The sequence below is a fragment of the Halomonas sp. MS1 genome, assembly GCF_024182575.1.
Lineage (GTDB): Bacteria > Pseudomonadota > Gammaproteobacteria > Pseudomonadales > Halomonadaceae > Vreelandella.
In genome coordinates this window covers 1,833,977-1,852,802 of the sequence record NZ_CP098926.1, presented here as the reverse complement: position 1 = coordinate 1,852,802, position 18,826 = coordinate 1,833,977, and the positions used below count along the sequence as shown (strand labels likewise).

Here is an 18,826-nt window from a genome sequence, read left to right as displayed (position 1 = left end):
AAAACAATATCTTAAAAACTAACCGCAATACCAGGCTAAGAGATAAACGCCGCTATTTCATGGCTAAAACTGACACATGCGACAAAATCACACGGCCAGCCAGCGCTCAAACGATGGGAAATTGATGGCACCAACTGCCTGCAACGATTATTTTTAATGACAGCGTAGCTAAAACCGCTCTACAAGTGCCCAGTTGATGAGGATTCCTTCGATGAAGCGTGCAATGGCGATCAGTTTATTGATGATGGTGACACTTCTGCTCATAAGTGGCTGCAACACTATTCGCGGCGCAGGCGAAGATATTGAACGAGGCGGCGAAGCTATTCAGCGCTCCGCAAGTAGCTAATGGCCATGGTGACGATTTACCTTTCACACGGCCTGGAAAGCGGGCCTGGTGCCCTGAAGGTGCAAGCGCTAAAAGGGGTTGCTGAGCAGTTTGAGAACTGCGAACCCGTCGTCATGGACTACCGTGGCTTAAAAGAGCCGCAGGAGCGTTTAGCGCATTTACTTGCCGTGATTGACGAACGCAACGACACACTGGCTAACTGTGTTTTAGCGGGTTCCAGTCTCGGCGGATGGTTAAGTGCAGCGGTGAGTGCCCAGGAACCTGTGTTAGGTTGTTTTTTATTAGCCCCTGCTCTTGGTTTGCCAGATTACCCGCAAACCTCAATCACACTGCAAGCACAACACACGCATATCATTCATGGCTGGCGAGATGATGTCGTACCGCCAGGCCCAGTCATTGAACATGCCCGCTGTCAGCGACTTTCACTACGCATGATTGACGATGACCATCGCCTGCAGAACAGTCTCGATACAATACTTTCCGATTTCGAGCGGTTTTTAGAGCTGTGTCTTCAATAGCGATGTCTTTAAAAACTATCTCTTTAAAAACCATGCCTTTGAAAATAACGCTCTTAAAGCCGCGCTATTTAGCTCAACATGGACCGCAAACGTACTTCTGCTAACGAAGTGTTACAACAAATAGTCGACATACGCCAAGCAAAGCTATACAAATGATGTACAAACAACAGGAGAATACTCATGCTTGGTCTATTTAAACGCGATCCCAAGAAAAAACTTCAGCAAGATTACGAGCGTAAATTACAGGCCGCAATGCAAGCTTCGCGCAATGGTGACATGAGAGCTAACGCCACATTGACGGAAGAAGCAGAAGCTATTCTGACTGAGATCAATCGCCTTAAAGCAGAAGAACGCTAGGACACAACGCCCATGCGCCACCATTTCATCGCTGCCATGACTCTAGGCTGGCTACCTTTAGTGGCCCATGCCAGCTGCCCTCTTCCTGGCCAGTGGTGGCAATCGCAACATGTCGTTGCTAACAGCGCTGTTTTAGCCCAAGCAATACAGCACCAGGTTGTCCTATTGGGCGAGCAGCATGATGACGTTGACCACCACCGCTGGCAGTTGCACACCCTAGCGGGGCTTTACGCACTGCGTGACGATATGGTCATCGGGTTAGAAATGCTGCCCCGGGAAGCGCAACCCGCACTCGATGATTGGGTTGCGGGCTTGTTATCCGAAGAAGCGCTGTTGGAACAGTCCGGCTGGGAGGAGAACTGGGGGTTTGATGCTGATCTTTACTTACCCATTCTCCATTTCGCGCGTGTTCAACAGATTCCTCTGATCGCCCTAAACATCACTCCCGAGCTGCGTCAGCGCTTAGCTCGTGACGGCTTCAGCAGCGTGCCTGCCGACCAGCGACACCATATACCTGCACCGTTACCGCCAAGCGCTGGCTATGAAAGGCGCTTAAAAGAGGTATTTGACCAGCATGCAATGGGTGACGACGACCCCGCTATGCTGAAACGCTTTTTACAGGCCCAACTTAGCTGGGATGTCGCGATGGCTGAAGAGCTGGCTGACGCCGCCTTGGAGGGCAAATTGGCCGTTGGCTTAATGGGTTTAGGCCATGTAATTTACCAAGATGGTGTGCCCCACCAACTTGATGGACTGGGGATAGATCACACCTTCAGCTTACTGCCCTGGTCAACAGAAACCTGCGAGTCACCCGACTCTGCATTAGCAGATGCTGTTTTTGTACTGCCAGCGGCGGAGTAACCGCTGACAGATTGGTTGCGAATAGATGGGTTGCGAATAGATTGGTCGCTAACAGGTTATTTGTTAAAAGAAGGGTCGGTTAGGCATCATCTGCCAGCGCAGGCAGCAGCGTTTTCAATTTACGGGTAAGAGTATTGCGCCCCCAGCCGAGCAATTCGGCAGCTTCCCCTTTGCGCCCACCGGTATGTTTCAGCGCCGTTTCAATCAGAATGCGCTCAAAATCCGGCACGGCTTCTTCCAGCAGATGGGTATGGCCTTCTGCCAGAGCGTGGTCAGCCCAATCCCTGAACGCGGAACGCCAATCGCCATAAACACTACCTTCAGAAGCGCTGACCGAGAGCAGTTCTGGAGGCAAGTCCTCAATGAGAATTTCGCGGCCGGAAGCCATGACCGTTAGCCAACGGCAAATATTTTCTAATTGACGAACATTACCCGGCCACGGCAAACGGGTAAGATGCGCTTCTGCTTCGGGCGTTAACACCTTGATATCGGTGGTCAGCTCTTTGGCAGCTTCCGCTAAGAAATGACGCGTTAAACGCGGAATATCCTCCCGACGTTCGGAAAGGCGCGGCAGATGAACGCGAATCACGTTTAAGCGGTGGAACAAGTCCTCGCGAAACCGCCCATCGTCAACCAACGATTCCAGATTCTGATGGGTCGCGGCAATAATACGTACATCGACTTTTACAGGCGTATGGCCGCCCACACGATAGAATTCACCATCCGCCAACACACGCAGCAAGCGCGTTTGCGTTTCAGCGGGCATGTCACCAATTTCATCGAGAAACAGCGTTCCGCCGTTAGCCTGTTCAAAGCGACCTTGGCGCTGTTGCGCTGCCCCTGTAAACGCGCCCTTCTCATGGCCGAATAGTTCGGACTCAATCAAGTCCCGGGGAATCGCCGCCATGTTCAGCGCAATAAACGGCTTGCCCGCTCGCGGGCTATGTTGATGGAGCGCCTGAGCAACACGCTCTTTACCAGTGCCAGACTCACCGTTAATTAACACCGTGATGTGGGAGTGGGAAAGCCGCCCGATGGCGCGAAACACTTCCTGCATAGCGGGTGCTTCACCAATAATCTCAGCACTCAACCCTTCCGGTACGCTGACCGGGCGCTGACGCTCTCTTGCATGAGCGACCGCACGGCGCACCAGCGCCAGCGCTTCGTCCACATCAAAGGGTTTCGGCAGGTATTCAAAGGCGCCCCCTTGGTAAGACGCCACGGCACTGTCGAGGTCCGAATGCGCGGTCATCACAATCACCGGCAGGTCAGGGTGTGCATCACGCACCCGGGACATTAAATCCAGCCCATCAATGCCGGGCATACGAATGTCAGTCACCAGCACATCCGGTGGATTTTCTAACAATCGCTCCAGCGCGGTATCGGCGCGTTCAATACACTCTACATCCAGGTCTGGCTGCGCTAAGGCCCGCTCTAATACCCAACGGATGGCGCGGTCATCATCGACAATAACCACTCGTGCTACATCGGTTTGTGTCGCCTCAGTCATGACGCTTCTCCGGTGAAATTAACAACCAATGGAATCAGTAAACGAAATTCGGTATGCCCTGGGCGTGAGTCGCATTCGATCAATCCTTGATGTTGGTGCAAAATCGATTGAGCAATTGATAGCCCCAGGCCGCTACCTTCAGCGCGCCCAGAAACCATGGGATAGAAAAGCGTTTCACGTAACGTTTCAGGTATGCCAGGGCCATTATCAATAACCCCCACTTCACTGACTAAACGATGGCGTTCAGCACCCAGCGTAAATTGGCGCCGCGCGCGGGTGCGCAGCATAAGTTCCGGCGAAGGCGTTGCTGCATCACTCATGGCCTGTACCGCGTTACGTGCCACATTCAACACCGCTTGGATCATTTGAGATTCATCGCCAGAAAGATCCGGCAAACTCGGGTCATAATCACGACGGATCTCCACATGCGGATGCTCGGCAATCAGCAGTGCTCGCACCCGCTCTAACACCTTATGGATATTGACCGGCTCATGTTTGACGATGCGATTGGGGCCCAACATGGAGTCGACCAAATCTCGCAGCCGATCCACCTCTTCCACAATAATATGGGTGAATTCACGTAGTGCAGGATCGTCCAGATCGCGCTCCAATAATTGGGCTGCACCGCGAATCCCGCCTAAGGGATTTTTAACTTCATGAGCCAAGCCCCGCGCCAACACTTTGATGGTCTCTTGCCGGGTGGTCAGCGCTTCTTCCCGGGAAATCTGCATCAGCCGATCACGGGGCTCTACTTCGAGTAATAGTTCATCGGCTGAAAGCGGGGTCACGGTGTAGTCCACCGTTAATGGCTCGCTATTCAGCGGCGTAATACGTGCTTCGCGTTGGGTATAGGGATGAAAGGCATCCCGCGCTTTAGCGAGGACATCATCAATACTCTCATCGCCCCCTAACAGCGTGTCTAAACTAATGCCCTGCACACGGCTAAAACTCACCGCTAGCAACGCTTCCGCTGCCGGGTTCATCCAACGAACACGGAGTTCACCGTCTAGCAGTAAGACTGCGGTGGTGAGGTGTTCAAGTAAGCGCTGGTACATGGCGTATCCTGAAGCGTCGCTGTAAAAAATAGCGTTATCGAGCGTATGAAAGAGAAACTGCAAAAAGCGCGCCAATTGACCACTTGCACGGCTAATGAGCAGGGGGCGGGGATGTAGCGTGCCGTTATAGCGCAGTCCGAGCGGTCAGCCTGTCACTTATTGCACCATTATAGTGCGCATGACTCATCATCAATAAAAATACTCACCGCATCAGTGCGGCGCCGCAGACAGCGCTCTCCCCTTGCAAACAGACCTCTTCGTCTCACTATTCAGTGGTATAAAAAAACCCCGCCGAAGCGGGGTTTTAGGCCAGTCACACCCGAGGGAGTGGTACTAGCTGCTGTGCTTAGCAATCGCTCTTAACAGCTGTAGTACATATCGAACTCAATCGGGTGAGTGGTCATGCGAATGCGCTCCACTTCTTCCATCTTGAGGTCGATGTATGCATCGATCATATCATCAGTAAACACGCCACCTTCGGTCAAGAACGCGCGGTCTGCATCGAGTGCTTCCAACGCTTGGTCCAGGCTGTTGGCAACGGTCGGTACTGACTTACCTTCTTCTGGCGGCAGGTCGTACAAGTTCTTATCCATGGCATCGCCAGGATGAATCTTATTCTTAATACCGTCGATACCCGCCATCAGCAGCGCCGCGAACGCTAGGTAAGGGTTAGCAGTCGGGTCAGGGAAACGTGTTTCAACACGCTTACCTTTCGGGCTGGCGGTATACGGAATACGGATAGAGGCAGAACGGTTACGAGCGCTGTAGGCCAACATAACCGGCGCTTCAAAGCCTGGCACCAAACGCTTGTACGAGTTAGTAGACGCGTTCGTGAAGGCGTTCAGAGCACGGGCGTGTTTGATCACACCGCCAATGTAGTAAAGCGCCATTTCGGAAAGCCCAGCGTACTCGTCACCCGCGAACTGGTTTTGACCATCTTTCCAGAACGACTGGTGTACGTGCATACCAGACCCGTTGTCGCCTACCAGCGGCTTCGGCATGAACGTAGCGGTTTTGCCGTAAGCGTGAGCCACGTTGTGGATCACGTATTTCATTTCCTGAACTTCGTCAGCTTTCTTCACCAACGTGTTGAATTTAACGCCGATTTCGTTCTGACCCGCGTTAGCAACCTCGTGGTGGTGAACCTCAACGGTCTGGCCAATCGCTTCCAGGGTGTTACACATTGCACCACGCATGTCATGGAAACTATCAACCGGGGGAACCGGGAAGTAGCCGCCTTTAACGCGCGGGCGGTGCCCCAAGTTGCCACCTTCTACCTGATTACTGGTCGCCCAAGCGCCTTCATCAGAGGTGATTTTGTACATGGAACCCTGAATGTCAGATTTCCAATGGACTTCGTCGAAAATGAAGAACTCAGGCTCAGGGCCAAAGAAGGCGGTGTCGCCCAGGCCGGTGGACTGCAGGTAAGCTTCTGCGCGCTTGGCAATAGAACGCGGGTCACGGTCATAGCCCTGCATAGTGGCAGGCTCGATGATATCGCAACGCAGGATCAGGGTAGCGTCTTCGGTGAAGGGGTCGAGGAAACCAGTGCCATCTTCAGGACGAAGAATCATGTCGGATTCGTTGATGCCTTTCCAGCCCTCGATAGAGGAACCATCGAACATCTGACCATTTTCGAAAAACTCTTCATCCACGTCCCGTGCCGGTACGGTGACGTGCTGCTCTTTACCGCGCGTGTCGGTGAAACGCAGATCTACCCATTTAACATCATGTTCTTCGATTAGCGCGAGAGTCTTGGCTGACATAGTGTCCTCCGGTATGAACGTGGCTTAAGCTTGTGACAGTAAGCTACCGATAAAAGAGTTATTAAACAAACCGGCTATCGTTGTAGCACGCCGAGAGGCATCTGCCTACGACCCGCTAGCCGCTGCCTAATACCAAGCACGGAACATGCCAACTCTGCACCAATATGGCATAAAAAAACAACAAGCAGTTGTTTTACAAAAGATAAAAAATAAAATACTGCGCTTCTTCATGTAGCATAATGCTCTGCGAAAGAACGAACTTAGCCCTAAAAAGCCACCTAGCTCAGAAAAACGCACCAATAAAGACCAGCCAGAGACCCGCAAGCACCAACATGGTGCATATCAAGCATCTATTATTTTCCTCATCACTGTAAACTTTAGCTTGATACCAAAAGAAACTCACACCTACAATTGATTACAAACAGATAGATTTAATAACAAACAGGTTTCACAACACAGGAAGCCACTCACATGGGCACGGTCTGCTTTATTGTTGATGCGTCAGTCACAGGTGCCCTTTTACCACGTCACCTGCGCGCTATTCGCCAAACAGGCTTTGCAGACCACACACTTCCCATTATCGTGACCAGCGCCACCGCCGATCCACGCGTGCCGGACATTGAGCAACGCTACCGCGCGCACTTTCTTGTTACCCCTTCCCAGCCACTGGGCGCAAGGATCAATCAAGCCGCATATCTCAGCCAAGCTGATTGGTTGCTGATTGCAATGCAGCAACGGGCGCTAACAGCCAAACTATGGTGTTTACTTTATCCCCAGCTAGACACGTACACGCTGGATGCTCTTTTGATTGGCAGCGAACCACCCCGCTTATCCGAACGCTTACTCCAGTGCTTTTTAGGCGCAGGCGTCGCTGTTCCTCCCTACATCGCCATCAGGCGCACGTGGCTAGAACGGTTGGGGGGCTTAGACCCAGAGCTAGATGAAGCAGCGCTTGCTGATTTACTACAGCGCCTTTATGCATGCCCTACCCGTTTACAAACCTTCAGCCTAGAAACATCAGGGCTTACCCGAGACTCGCCATCAAGGAGTAACAAACCCTACCGGCCACCTCCCAACTCGCATACGGATACTTAACGTCTCTTATGGCTTAGGATCTCCTGTTGGTTAAACGCTCAAATGCTTGCCCAATAGCACTGCCCCCGCCGTCATAGTGTTAACCATACTATTCAACACGAATAAGCCAATACCATCGGCAAGAATCGGTTAATGCACTAACCAACGTGAAAACAGCACACAGAAAGGTATTACCCCCACGGCTGTTGAACACAAGTTCTTTTGAAGACTTGTTCTTTTGAAGACAAAGCTATCCAACCAGCGAATGTGAGTGCAGCGGATTCACGACATCCCCATGCTTCAGCAGTGATTGGCTCTATCACACCAACGCACACTACACTTAAACATCACGCTATCTGATACCGCTCAACAAAAGGACACTGACAATGCATCAGCATATCGAATGGGACGAACCTGGCAGCGCAAGCGTTGTAGAGTTTTTTAAGAATGACCCCGACCACACTCCGCCCTACCCAGGCGCCATGCTCTCCGCCCGTTATCTAGGCCGCATTGTGCGGGTAAAAGTAGAAGCCTATCGTGATGAAGATGCCGTCAGCATCGGCAGCGTTGCCGCCATTCTTGACCGACACGGGCACCACCACGACTCCCACCACAAGCTTAACGTAGGCGACATCGTCCGACTTCCCGATGACAAACGCGCGATGGAACACTGGGACGAGGACGATTAAGAGTAACCGCCATCACAAACTACGAAAGCAAAGCGCGCCCTTTAAAGGGCGCGCCTTACCAAGCCGTATCAACGGAAAAATTTACCCCGCTTTCTGAATTTCTACCGAATGTGGGTAAGGTATTGAAACACCTTGCTTATCAAAGGCTTCTTTGACAGCTTTCGTCATATCAAATTTCACATCCCAATAATCCGCCGCATCGACCCAAAGCCGCACGGTAAGGTCCACACTACTGGCACCCAGGTTAGTGACTTTTACCCAAGGTGCCGGGTCACCATGGATACGGCTGTCAGCCTCCGCCAAGCCGCTGATGATCGCCATGGCCAGATCAGCATCATCGTCATAGCCAATCCCGAACACAAGATCGACACGGCGTGTCGGGTGATGAGAGAAATTAGTGATAATAGCCCCCCAAGCCTGCCCATTAGGCACAATAATTTGCACGTTGTCAGGCGTCACTAATTCCGTCACGAACAGGTTAAGATCCTTAACCGTACCGGATGTGCCCCCAATATCCACAAACTGACCCAGTTTGTAAGGACGAAACACAATCAGCATAAACCCCGCCGCTAAATCACTGAGCGTGCCCTGCAACGCCAAGCCAATAGCCAGCGTGGCAGCCCCCAACACAGCAACCAGCGAAGTAGCCTGAATACCAAACAGACCCAGTACCGTAATAAATACAACCAGCAGAATGACCCACTTCACCAAGGCTGCAAGAAAGTTGCCCAGCGTTGGATCTATACGCGGTATCGCATTCACCCGCTTACGCACTAAGCTGCTGACTACCCCTGCGACAATCCAGCCCACAATCAACACCAACAATGCTTTCACGGCATTGATGATCAAAGGAACATAAGCCCCAAATTGCTCAAGAAAGTTTTCCATGACGTAATATCCTCTAGATGGCAGTTACCGACACACACAGCAATCATTATGTTAAAGCAGTTTTATTTTGGAACACTCTTTTCCTCACCATATTTAACAATTAAAGCACCATCGTGCGGATGACGCCGAAACTGAGAGAGTATTCACAACGGTTGAGCGCTGAATTACCTAGACGGCAACATCCAACTTACTAATTAATGAAGGTAATGCACATTTCGAGTAGCGCGGTGTAAGCGTTAGCGCACCCGCGAAAGCACTGCACAGCGATACCAGTTTCAGGTAGCACCAAAGCGGCCTGGGCGGCAGCGCACGTACCTGAACTAGCCGAATCGGATTCCGAAACTTTCTGAGCTGCCTGAGCGGCAGCGCACTGGCCACCTCGCTCATCAAGCGGGGCATTTCTTTTCTGAGCTGCCTGGGCGGCAGCGCATGCAAGCTGAGCAATGTCTTGAGCTGCCTCATATTTCTGAGCTGCCTGGGCGGCAGCGCACATCTTCAGGGCATTAAAAAGCCCCTGCGTGAGTTTCTGAGCTGCCTGGGCGGCAGCGCACGCGGTGGGAAGATAGGCCAACCAGCTAAGCGATTTCTGAGCTGCCTGGGCGGCAGCGCACCCTTCAGGATCGATGTAGTCCAGTGAATCAATTTTCTGAGCTGCCTGGGCGGCAGCGCACGCAGGCATGGCCCTACGCGCCGTGCCAAGGTTTTTCTGAGCTGCCTGGGCGGCAGCGCACGATTGCGGTCGCCAACCACAAAGAAATTGCCGTTTCTGAGCTGCCTGGGCGGCAGCGCACGCCCAGGATCTGAATGAAACCCGGCAGCTTTTTTTCTGAGCTGCCTGGACGGCAGCGCACCATTCAGGCGTGACGTGGATGTATTCGGTGGTTTTCTGAGCTGCCTGGATGGCAGCGCACCTCTACGGCTATGACATCGTTAAGACCGAGCATTTCTGAGCTGCCTGGGCGGCAGCGCACATTGTAACGGAACACACCACGCTCACCCGAACTTTCTGAGCTGCCTGGGCGGCAGCGCACACCGCCGCCGCAACTGCTGCCACCGGGGCTATTTTCTGAGCTGCCTGGGCGGCAGCGCACACGCTGTCGATGTAGAGCATCAGGATCTTGTTTTTCTGAGCTGCCTGGGCGGCAGCGCACGTTGGCCAGGGCGTTTAATTCATTTAGGGCTTTTTCTGAGCTGCCTGGGCGGCAGCGCACTAGGTAGCTGTCTACCGCGCTTTGCTCATCAATTTCTGAGCTGCCTGGGCGGCAGCGCACTTCTTGCGTTGCTTTGATCTCGATCTTGCGCATTTCTGAGCTGCCTGGGCGGCAGCGCACACAACGACGGTTCAGCCTCAGCAGCGCCCCAGTTTCTGAGCTGCCTGGGCGGCAGCGCACCTCGTCAGCGGCCCACACCTTGCCATCGTCTATTTCTGAGCTGCCTGGGCGGCAGCGCACGCCGCCTGCCTTTGCTTGAGCTAGTTTTTCGCTTTCTGAGCTGCCTGGGCGGCAGCGCACGCCATGATCATCTGAGAACATTTGATCGATTTTTTCTGAGCTGCCTGGGCGGCAGCGCACGTTCGCCGGTCGCTGTGCTGCAAATTAGTCATTTTCTGAGCTGCCTGGGCGGCAGCGCACTTTATTCGTACAACAATTAGGCCGTGTGTTGCTTTCTGAGCTGCCTGGGCGGCAGCGCACGACCTGTTCGCGATCATCTACACCGTCGACAATTTCTGAGCTGCCTGGGCGGCAGCGCACTTGGCTTTACGCAGGATATGCAAGGGTTGCTAGTTTCTGAGCTGCCTGGGCGGCAGCGCACCGAGCGCGAAATAGAGATAACGCTGCCGATGCTTTCTGAGCTGCCTGGGCGGCAGCGCACTGCAGCACGGCGTCACTGCGACCGGCGCTTTCTTTCTGAGCTGCCTGGGCGGCAGCGCACTAGGCAAGGCTATTCGCTGGTATTATGCTAATTTTCTGAGCTGCCTGGGCGGCAGCGCACTAGACCGCTGGATACTCTACGGCGACCCCGCATTTCTGAGCTGCCTGGGCGGCAGCGCACTCGCTTTCTGTCAGGCCATCGGTCACCAACTTTTTCTGAGCTGCCTGGGCGGCAGCGCACTAGGTAGGGCGCTCACCGATGGCGTCTGTGGTTTTCTGAGCTGCCTGGGCGGCAGCGCACTTTTTCTGGCTTGGTTTTACTGGGCAACCAGTTTTCTGAGCTGCCTGGGCGGCAGCGCACAAGGGAAATGGGTAGCCACCGCTGAGTTTCGCTTTCTGAGCTGCCTGGGCGGCAGCGCACATTATGCGCTTTGGGCCTTCAATTCCAGAAATTTTCTGAGCTGCCTGGGCGGCAGCGCACTCGTAATCCGCCAGAATGCTGTCATCCACCTTTTTCTGAGCTGCCTGGGCGGCAGCGCACGAAAGCCCCAGCACAGGGGCAAGGCATCACCATTTCTGAGCTGCCTGGGCGGCAGCGCACCATTCCATATTCACTCTCCATCATTACGCGGCTTTCTGAGCTGCCTGGGCGGCAGCGCACTCAAAGCAGGGCCGGACAAATGCCCATCGTGTTTTCTGAGCTGCCTGGGCGGCAGCGCACCGCTGGCTCGCTATGGACTGCTGGTTGATGGCTTTCTGAGCTGCCTGGGCGGCAGCGCACATAGCGAGCGCTATTCTCGCTCGTGTCGTCAGTTTCTGAGCTGCCTGGGCGGCAGCGCACGTTGGTATACACGGAACGCTGCAGATACGACATTTCTGAGCTGCCTGGGCGGCAGCGCACACGAAAAACGGAACACTATGGCATGCCGCACTTTTCTGAGCTGCCTGGGCGGCAGCGCACTTGATCGAATTTGCTGAGTATCTCGCCATATTTTTCTGAGCTGCCTGGGCGGCAGCGCACTCGCTTTCTGTCAGGCCATCGGTCACCAACTTTTTCTGAGCTGCCTGGGCGGCAGCGCACTAGGTAGGGCGCTCACCGATGGCGTCTGTGGTTTTCTGAGCTGCCTGGGCGGCAGCGCACTTTTTCTGGCTTGGTTTTACTGGGCAACCAGTTTTCTGAGCTGCCTGGGCGGCAGCGCACAAGGGAAATGGGTAGCCACCGCTGAGTTTCGCTTTCTGAGCTGCCTGGGCGGCAGCGCACATTATGCGCTTTGGGCCTTCAATTCCAGAAATTTTCTGAGCTGCCTGGGCGGCAGCGCACTCGTAATCCGCCAGAATGCTGTCATCCACCTTTTTCTGAGCTGCCTGGGCGGCAGCGCACGAAAGCCCCAGCACAGGGGCAAGGCATCACCATTTCTGAGCTGCCTGGGCGGCAGCGCACCATTCCATATTCACTCTCCATCATTACGCGGCTTTCTGAGCTGCCTGGGCGGCAGCGCACTCAAAGCAGGGCCGGACAAATGCCCATCGTGTTTTCTGAGCTGCCTGGGCGGCAGCGCACCGCTGGCTCGCTATGGACTGCTGGTTGATGGCTTTCTGAGCTGCCTGGGCGGCAGCGCACATAGCGAGCGCTATTCTCGCTCGTGTCGTCAGTTTCTGAGCTGCCTGGGCGGCAGCGCACGTTGGTATACACGGAACGCTGCAGATACGACATTTCTGAGCTGCCTGGGCGGCAGCGCACACGAAAAACGGAACACTATGGCATGCCGCACTTTTCTGAGCTGCCTGGGCGGCAGCGCACTTGATCGAATTTGCTGAGTATCTCGCCATATTTTTCTGAGCTGCCTGGGCGGCAGCGCACTTTGTTAGCAGGCGCTTAGCGGTGGCGGCTGATTTCTGAGCTGCCTGGGCGGCAGCGCACACTCTTTAGCAACAGCTATGATTTCCGAACCATTTCTGAGCTGCCTGGGCGGCAGCGCACTTGTCGGTCAATATGAGGGTGGCATCCAACAATTTCTGAGCTGCCTGGGCGGCAGCGCACGGTACAAGCGAAGAAGTGCAGGGCGCTATCGATTTCTGAGCTGCCTGGGCGGCAGCGCACGGCCAACTTTCATTCGTCTTGCACGATGATTTTTTCTGAGCTGCCTGGGCGGCAGCGCACGTCGTGTCGATAGCCGCCAGCGCGGCGTATCATTTCTGAGCTGCCTGGGCGGCAGCGCACCAGATAGCGCTGCGGCAGAAGGCGGATGAGCGTTTCTGAGCTGCCTGGGCGGCAGCGCACCTAGTGTCTGCGAATTACAGCTCGCAGCGACTTTTCTGAGCTGCCTGGGCGGCAGCGCACTATACATAACCACCACGCCAGCGGGCGCTAGTTTTCTGAGCTGCCTGGGCGGCAGCGCACTCTCGGCACCGCCGGGGTCAAACTCATCGTTCTTTCTGAGCTGCCTGGGCGGCAGCGCACACCAACATCGCAGCCGTTAACAATATGCTCATTTTCTGAGCTGCCTGGGCGGCAGCGCACGGCTTGCGCTTGCCATCGACCGAGATGATACATTTCTGAGCTGCCTGGGCGGCAGCGCACGCTTGAGTATTAGTGCTTAGGCGGGAGGTCTTTTTCTGAGCTGCCTGGGCGGCAGCGCACTCAGTGAGTTCCCGTCAGTGATTTAACGTGCATTTCTGAGCTGCCTGGGCGGCAGCGCACAGGCATGCCGCCCAGTGCAGCGCCTGCCGTCTTTTCTGAGCTGCCTGGGCGGCAGCGCACCAGAACGACGGTATTTTCCAGCCTGAGCCAGTTTTCTGAGCTGCCTGGGCGGCAGCGCACGCCACCCCACACGGCTAGCCGAAGCTATGCTCTTTCTGAGCTGCCTGGGCGGCAGCGCACATGCTGGCGCGGGCGGGACGCTATCCCTGTCATTTCTGAGCTGCCTGGGCGGCAGCGCACATGATCTCGATGCGCTTATCCCTGATCTGCTTTTTCTGAGCTGCCTGGGCGGCAGCGCACGCCGCCCGCTCGATCACCTGAATAATGGCGGTTTTCTGAGCTGCCTGGGCGGCAGCGCACGTTGAATAAGATCGGGCGCTCTTTAGACATGCTTTTCTGAGCTGCCTGGGCGGCAGCGCACAAGCATATACGAGAAGCGTCGCGCCTCATCGTTTTCTGAGCTGCCTGGGCGGCAGCGCACTCTAGGATCAGCGTAGGGGCAAGCAGCTCACTTTTCTGAGCTGCCTGGGCGGCAGCGCACTAAGCATCCGCCACCGCCTCTACATAGCCTTTTTTCTGAGCTGCCTGGGCGGCAGCGCACGGGATATTCTGGAGGTTACCAAAAGTGAAGCTTTTCTGAGCTGCCTGGGCGGCAGCGCACGCCTACAAAGCCATTGCCCGCGATCCCGCGATTTTCTGAGCTGCCTGGGCGGCAGCGCACGCCTACAAAGCCATTGCCCGCGATCCCGCGATTTTCTGAGCTGCCTGGGCGGCAGCGCACTCGATGCGGATGGCCTGCCCGATTTGCGTGCTTTTCTGAGCTGCCTGGGCGGCAGCGCACCGGCGTGGGGCGCTGTGTGGCGTTTTGGGGGTTTTCTGAGCTGCCTGGGCGGCAGCGCACTTAGCGACCGCCGTTAAATTGTGCGCAGCCATTTTCTGAGCTGCCTGGGCGGCAGCGCACGGCTGTTCATTTGTTTTCACCATGCTTGCTCTTTTCTGAGCTGCCTGGGCGGCAGCGCACCTGGGCGTAGAGAATTTCGCCGTTCATGCCTATTTCTGAGCTGCCTGGGCGGCAGCGCACGAGCTGATCATCTACGATTCTGGCTCATTGCATTTCTGAGCTGCCTGGGCGGCAGCGCACCTTTTGAGGATGTACAGATGCTCGCTGTTAACTTTCTGAGCTGCCTGGGCGGCAGCGCACGCGGCTAAGGTGAAGCCCCGCGTTATCGTGCTTTTCTGAGCTGCCTGGGCGGCAGCGCACCGCAAGCTCGCCCCAGGTGAGCCGGTGGAAGTTTTCTGAGCTGCCTGGGCGGCAGCGCACCCGGGCGGGCGTCATACGCACGTAGTGCAAGCTTTCTGAGCTGCCTGGGCGGCAGCGCACTCGCTTAGCGTTGCCGTCTGCCTCAGCAGCTATTTCTGAGCTGCCTGGGCGGCAGCGCACCTGCCTTTGTGAACCATTACCAATTCCGCAATTTTCTGAGCTGCCTGGGCGGCAGCGCACGCTGCGATTTATAGCCCTATAGAGATATACGATTTCTGAGCTGCCTGGGCGGCAGCGCACGGTCCTAAGTTGATCTACCAGATCAGCGACCATTTCTGAGCTGCCTGGGCGGCAGCGCACCTAAACGCCAGCATTGTTGCACGCGGCGGTATTTTCTGAGCTGCCTGGGCGGCAGCGCACCAATGGATGTAGGGATTGTGTTTCGCTGATCATTTCTGAGCTGCCTGGGCGGCAGCGCACTGGGCCGATTTAACTGTTTGCGAAAGCGAGTTTTTCTGAGCTGCCTGGGCGGCAGCGCACTATGCGCCTACGCACCACCATCGCGGCGATGTTTTCTGAGCTGCCTGGGCGGCAGCGCACCACCGCCATCACGACGCCTTTTTCGTCTTTTATTTCTGAGCTGCCTGGGCGGCAGCGCACGCCTTTACGGCGTCTCTGCTGACTCTATTTCTTTTCTGAGCTGCCTGGGCGGCAGCGCACTGTCATTGGCGTTGGCTAAGCCAGTGTGAACATTTCTGAGCTGCCTGGGCGGCAGCGCACCTAGATCAAACGAGACAATACCTGGGCGCTACTTTCTGAGCTGCCTGGGCGGCAGCGCACAGTCTAAACACGTGGCTCCCTTGTTTAGGAATTTTCTGAGCTGCCTGGGCGGCAGCGCACGCCGCCAAGAAAGAACGCCGTTCAATGCAGCATTTCTGAGCTGCCTGGGCGGCAGCGCACGTTGGGCGCTAGACCAATGAGCTCCCGTCCGTTTTCTGAGCTGCCTGGGCGGCAGCGCACATTGGGATCTCGAAGCGGCCAACCATGCGATCTTTCTGAGCTGCCTGGGCGGCAGCGCACTGTTCTGGCGGTTGGTGTCGTCAGAAACCTTCTTTCTGAGCTGCCTGGGCGGCAGCGCACTCGTTATTTCTCGCGTAAAAAAATAAGCCTGATTTCTGAGCTGCCTGGGCGGCAGCGCACCTGCCGATCCGCTGGTGATTGCCTATGACCGTTTTCTGAGCTGCCTGGGCGGCAGCGCACCTCCTCCTCTTCCGGCGTACACTCTGCAAACTTTTCTGAGCTGCCTGGGCGGCAGCGCACTTCTGTGTCGCTGGTAAATTGAAAGAACTCGCTTTCTGAGCTGCCTGGGCGGCAGCGCACTTTCAGGGTGACGCTCGAACTCTTGATTCGCTTTTCTGAGCTGCCTGGGCGGCAGCGCACTGCGAGGTTCTTAAGGCCAAGGGCTATGCGCATTTCTGAGCTGCCTGGGCGGCAGCGCACTCTACGATCTGGGCGTGAGCGGCAGCCATGTCTTTCTGAGCTGCCTGGGCGGCAGCGCACCCACTGCGCTACCATCATGCAAGAGCGCGGCTTTTCTGAGCTGCCTGGGCGGCAGCGCACCCAGGGCGTTACCACCGACTGGGGTGGCTACGTTTCTGAGCTGCCTGGGCGGCAGCGCACAAAGGTTTTGCCTTCACGGAGCCGGTGAATAATTTCTGAGCTGCCTGGGCGGCAGCGCACTCGAGACGAAACGCGCCCACTGTGAAACCCACTTTCTGAGCTGCCTGGGCGGCAGCGCACCTCTTTCCAGCCGTCTTGCTTGATGACGCGCGTTTCTGAGCTGCCTGGGCGGCAGCGCACACAATGAGGATGGCTATCGCTCGGCATTGACCTTTCTGAGCTGCCTGGGCGGCAGCGCACTTACAGCATGGATCGGGGGTACCGCATGAGCTTTTCTGAGCTGCCTGGGCGGCAGCGCACGCGCTGATACTGACATTTGCCTCACTCGCATTTTTCTGAGCTGCCTGGGCGGCAGCGCACCTTAAGTGGATGCCGCCGATCCCAATCAATGTTTTCTGAGCTGCCTGGGCGGCAGCGCACGCGTGCTCGGCGTGGTGCTGGCTGCCCTCTTTTTTCTGAGCTGCCTGGGCGGCAGCGCACTAGAGCATATCAAAATTAATGTGCTGATTGTTAAAGAGCTTTAGCCAAAAAAAGCGGTATCACCCTTTTTTGAGCGACACCGCTAAGTGCTTGATTATTGGTTGCCTATTTTCATACTGAAAAAAAGAGTCAAAACCATGGTACGGTTGCGTTTGGGCTTAAGCCGTAGTGGTTAAACGCTCCTACCACCGCGTTTTCATGAGGTTTGCTATGTTCTATAAACAGGCTGAATCGCTGCTGGGTAGAACGGCTATTGATCTGTACAAAGGGTAGCTCTATACGCCGTTCAGCCAATTTGGCATAGATCTGCCGTGCCTCATCTTCTGAGATGTTATGCCGTTTAGCGTAGCGTTTTGCGCGGCTTGGGCTGCCCGTATTGAACTGTTTGCGCGCCACGTTGATATGCTTCGCTCCTTCAGGCACGGCAAGCAGCTCGCTGACTTGTGTATGGTCGCGCATACCGGTTAGCCAGTCAGCGCCCATCAGTTGCTTCAACCGCGTATGTGGGCCATGCAAACGCAGGTGGTCGCCTAACGTTCGCGCTCGGATACCATGCTTATGACCTGGGAAGCTGACGCCAATATCATTGGCCTCCAGGTCGAAAAGCGCCCGGTGCAACTTGTTGTAAAGCGCGCCCATTAACATCGGCTCTGGAAAATCCGGGTCGGGCCTTAAACGGATATCGATATAGTGATCCATGGCTCACCCCGCATCGCCGAACACACCGCCACGGATCAGAGTTGCCATCACAAAGTGCTGCTGATCTACGGATGGAACTTGGTCTTTCAACAGCCAGTTATCCAACAGGTTGTAGAAATCTAATTTCTCTTTTCCTTTACCCGGATTGGGCTGACGGTAAGCAGCCCCCTGAGTGGTGACCGAGCCGTATGGTTCGACGGCGATCGGGCCTAGATGGCTGCTGTCTTCTGGTGCCGGGTACCAGGTATCGATGGTGCGCAGGGCATTACCGAGTTTCTGAGAATGGATGGCGGCCTGTTTGTGATCACCGTCACCGATACTGTAGAGCGTCTTGCTCTTATCGCCACGAGAGCGATCAAGGATCAACTCCTGCGACGGGAACACTTCCTGGCCAGCACCAATACGGGCGAACGCAACGACGTCAAGCAGGAGGTACTGCTTGCCTGCCAACGCCTGGGCAATGGTCGCCCCTAGCTCACGGGTCTGAGCGTCACCGGTAAAGTCACGGGTAGACTGTTCAAGCGCATTGAAAGTCCATGTCTTTTCAGGCTGCCCCTCTTTCATCTTGCTAACGACGACTTCAACCTCCTCGGCACCGATGCGATTACGCCAAAGGAAGCGGCCATTGGCGAGGTTGCAGGCGTAACGATGGGCCAACTCATCGAAGCCGTGTTCGTTAACATATCCAGATATTGTCTGTGCCAGCTTTTTCTGGTATTCGGCATTATTGCAGGCGGAAGGTGTACCGGCTCCCGCCAGAACCCTCAACGTGAAGCGAACCGCCAGGGTATCGGCATCATGTGGCAACGTCGCAACATCTACCGTTTGCAGGTTGGGATTTTCGATGGCGGCATCGAGCTTTAGCGGGTCTTGATCTTTCGCTTTAAGTCGATTGGAGATGGTACCCCGTACTGATTTTTCGCGAACTGGAACAAAAGCCCATTGCGTAGCCTGAGCGCGGTCTTCCCAGTTACCAGCACGGAACAGCGCATCAGACGGATCGAGTTTACGTTCAAAAGCGAGAACGGATGCAGTTTTAAGCGTGTCATTCTTGGCCATGTCGTTTCCCC

12 protein-coding genes and 1 CRISPR repeat array are annotated in these 18,826 nt (G+C 55.3%); of the genes, 6 read left to right on the top strand and 6 right to left on the bottom strand.

Translation table 11 applies throughout. The annotated features are described in order from the left end of the window. Positions 1 to 211 precede the first annotated feature (211 nt). The 4 genes from NF683_RS08360 (at position 212) to NF683_RS08345 (ending at position 2,082) form a co-directional block, all read left to right on the top strand. Positions 212 to 346 carry an entericidin A/B family lipoprotein gene (locus NF683_RS08360; protein WP_089039984.1) on the top strand — a complete coding sequence of 45 codons (135 nt, stop codon included), beginning with the start codon at positions 212 to 214 and terminating at the stop codon, positions 344 to 346. A gap of 5 nt (positions 347 to 351) precedes the next feature. Continuing rightward, on the top strand, positions 352 to 864 hold the full coding sequence (locus NF683_RS08355) for a YqiA/YcfP family alpha/beta fold hydrolase (RefSeq protein WP_089040959.1): 513 nt from the start codon (positions 352 to 354) through the stop codon (positions 862 to 864). A 180-nt stretch (positions 865 to 1,044) separates the two neighbouring features. Continuing rightward, on the top strand, positions 1,045 to 1,221 hold the full coding sequence (locus tag NF683_RS08350; protein WP_193061179.1) for a DUF6435 family protein: 177 nt from the start codon (positions 1,045 to 1,047) through the stop codon (positions 1,219 to 1,221). 12 nt (positions 1,222 to 1,233) lie between these two features. Beyond that, positions 1,234 to 2,082, top strand: a complete 849-nt coding sequence (locus NF683_RS08345; RefSeq protein ID WP_253921717.1) for a ChaN family lipoprotein — start codon at positions 1,234 to 1,236, stop codon at positions 2,080 to 2,082. Between the two features lie 79 nt (positions 2,083 to 2,161). On the opposite strand, the gene glnG is transcribed toward NF683_RS08345, so the two are convergent. The 3 genes from glnG to glnA form a co-directional block, all read right to left on the bottom strand. Continuing rightward, positions 2,162 to 3,592, bottom strand: a complete 1,431-nt coding sequence (glnG, locus tag NF683_RS08340; protein ID WP_089039986.1) for a nitrogen regulation protein NR(I) — start codon at positions 3,590 to 3,592, stop codon at positions 2,162 to 2,164. After that, complete coding sequence (glnL, locus tag NF683_RS08335; RefSeq protein ID WP_089039987.1) at positions 3,589 to 4,647, bottom strand: nitrogen regulation protein NR(II); 1,059 nt, start codon at positions 4,645 to 4,647, stop codon at positions 3,589 to 3,591. Before glnL ends, glnG begins: the two co-directional genes overlap by 4 nt. A gap of 359 nt (positions 4,648 to 5,006) precedes the next feature. After that, positions 5,007 to 6,413, bottom strand: a complete 1,407-nt coding sequence (glnA, locus tag NF683_RS08330; protein WP_089039988.1) for a glutamate--ammonia ligase — start codon at positions 6,411 to 6,413, stop codon at positions 5,007 to 5,009. A gap of 471 nt (positions 6,414 to 6,884) precedes the next feature. On the opposite strand from glnA, the gene NF683_RS08325 reads away from it, so the two are divergent. Both NF683_RS08325 and NF683_RS08320 read left to right on the top strand, forming a co-directional pair. Further along, positions 6,885 to 7,508, top strand: coding sequence for a hypothetical protein (locus tag NF683_RS08325; protein ID WP_089039989.1), 624 nt, complete (start codon positions 6,885 to 6,887; stop codon positions 7,506 to 7,508). Between the two features lie 365 nt (positions 7,509 to 7,873). Continuing rightward, positions 7,874 to 8,176, top strand: a complete 303-nt coding sequence (locus NF683_RS08320; protein ID WP_089039990.1) for a hypothetical protein — start codon at positions 7,874 to 7,876, stop codon at positions 8,174 to 8,176. An 81-nt stretch (positions 8,177 to 8,257) separates the two neighbouring features. On the opposite strand, the gene NF683_RS08315 is transcribed toward NF683_RS08320, so the two are convergent. The 3 genes from NF683_RS08315 to csy3 form a co-directional block, all read right to left on the bottom strand. After that, entirely contained in the window at positions 8,258 to 9,064 is an 807-nt protein-coding gene (locus NF683_RS08315) for a mechanosensitive ion channel family protein (protein WP_253921716.1), read from the bottom strand. 343 nt (positions 9,065 to 9,407) lie between these two features. Beyond that, positions 9,408 to 17,057: a CRISPR direct-repeat array (repeat unit 28 nt; unit sequence TTTCTGAGCTGCCTGGGCGGCAGCGCAC). Positions 17,058 to 17,186: 129 nt separating this feature from the next. Then, on the bottom strand, positions 17,187 to 17,756 hold the full coding sequence (cas6f, locus tag NF683_RS08310) for a type I-F CRISPR-associated endoribonuclease Cas6/Csy4 (protein ID WP_253921715.1): 570 nt from the start codon (positions 17,754 to 17,756) through the stop codon (positions 17,187 to 17,189). A 3-nt stretch (positions 17,757 to 17,759) separates the two neighbouring features. After that, complete coding sequence (gene csy3 / locus NF683_RS08305) at positions 17,760 to 18,815, bottom strand: type I-F CRISPR-associated protein Csy3 (protein WP_253921714.1); 1,056 nt, start codon at positions 18,813 to 18,815, stop codon at positions 17,760 to 17,762. Between the last annotated feature and the right edge of the window lie 11 nt (positions 18,816 to 18,826).